Source organism: Pseudomonas cyclaminis (assembly GCF_015163715.1).
GTDB classification, from domain to species: domain Bacteria; phylum Pseudomonadota; class Gammaproteobacteria; order Pseudomonadales; family Pseudomonadaceae; genus Aquipseudomonas; species Aquipseudomonas cyclaminis.
The window spans coordinates 1-1563 of sequence record NZ_JADDUM010000121.1 but is presented as its reverse complement, the minus strand read 5'-3'; the positions used below and the strand labels follow the sequence as shown (position 1 = coordinate 1563).

Here is a 1563-nt window from a genome sequence, read left to right as displayed (position 1 = left end):
GTGCTGAATCTATGGCATCGGCTCAGTCAACAGATTCAGTGACTGACACTTCGGTCATCGGGGCAAGCCCCTCCCACATTTGTTCTGTGTCAGTTCTGGACACCGAGTCAAACCAATGCGGTAAACTCCGCGCACTGCTGTCTGGAGCTTTTTATGCGCGAAGCGTTGAATCAAGGCCTGATCGACTTCCTCAAGGCCTCCCCTACTCCTTTTCATGCCACTGCCGCCCTGGCCCAGCGTCTGGAAGCGGCCGGTTACCAGCGTCTCGACGAGCGCGAAACCTGGACCACCGAAGCCAACGGTCGCTATTACGTGACCCGCAACGACTCCTCGATCATCGCCTTCAAGCTCGGCCGCCATTCGCCGCTGCTGGGCGGGATTCGCCTGGTCGGCGCCCATACCGACAGCCCATGCCTGCGGGTCAAGCCCCAGCCCGAGCTGCAACGCCAGGGTTTCTGGCAATTAGGTGTGGAAGTCTACGGTGGCGCCTTGCTGGCCCCGTGGTTCGACCGTGACCTGTCCCTGGCCGGCCGCGTGACGTTCCGCCGCGACGGCAAGGTCGAAAGCCAGCTGATCGACTTCAAACTGCCCATCGCCATCATCCCCAACCTGGCCATTCACCTGAACCGTGAAGCCAACCAGGGCTGGGCGATCAATGCCCAGACCGAGCTGCCGCCGATCCTCGCGCAATTTGCCGGTGACGAGCGCGTGGACTTCCGCGCCGTGCTCACCGAGCAACTGGCACGCGAGCACGGGTTGAACGCCGATGTGGTGCTCGACTACGAGCTGAGTTTCTACGACACCCAGAGCGCTGCCGTGATTGGCCTTAATGGCGACTTTATCGCCGGCGCGCGCCTGGACAACCTGCTGTCGTGCTACGCCGGCCTGCAAGCCTTGCTCACCAGCGAAAGCGACGAAACCTGTGTACTGGTGTGCAACGACCACGAAGAAGTCGGTTCCTGCTCCGCCTGTGGCGCCGATGGCCCGATGCTGGAACAGACCCTGCGCCGCCTGTTGCCTGAAGGTGATGAATTCGTACGCACCATTCAGAAATCTCTGTTGGTGTCTGCGGACAACGCCCACGGCGTGCACCCGAACTACGCCGACAAGCACGACGCCAATCACGGTCCCAAGCTCAACGCCGGCCCGGTGATCAAGGTCAACAGCAACCAGCGCTACGCCACCAACAGCGAAACCGCCGGGTTCTTCCGCCATCTGTGCATGGCCGAGGAAGTGCCGGTACAGAGCTTTGTAGTGCGCAGCGACATGGGTTGCGGCTCGACCATCGGCCCGATCACCGCCAGCCACCTGGGCGTGCGCACCGTGGACATCGGCCTGCCGACGTTTGCCATGCACTCCATTCGTGAACTGTGCGGCAGCCATGACCTGGCACATCTGGTGAAGGTGTTGGGCGCGTTCTACGCAAGCCACGACTTGCCCTGATCCAACGGCTGAATACAGTCAAAAATGTGGGAGGGGCTTTCCCCCGATGCGGTGGGTCAGCTAAAAACAAGCTGACTGATAGACCGCTATCGGGGGCAAACCCCCTCCCACATTTGGTTT

Annotated in this window: 1 protein-coding gene; it reads left to right on the top strand. The window is 61.2% G+C overall.

Translation table 11 applies throughout. The features are described from left to right. Positions 1-153 precede the first annotated feature (153 nt). On the top strand, positions 154-1443 hold the full coding sequence (locus IQK56_RS16170; protein WP_122307562.1) for a M18 family aminopeptidase: 1290 nt from the start codon (positions 154-156) through the stop codon (positions 1441-1443). Positions 1444-1563: the final 120 nt, after the last annotated feature.

Excerpts from the sequence above, each read along its gene's own strand:
- IQK56_RS16170 (WP_122307562.1), top strand. The coding sequence starts at position 154 with ATGCGCGAAGCGTTGAATCAAGGCCTGATCGACTTCCTCAAGGCCTCC.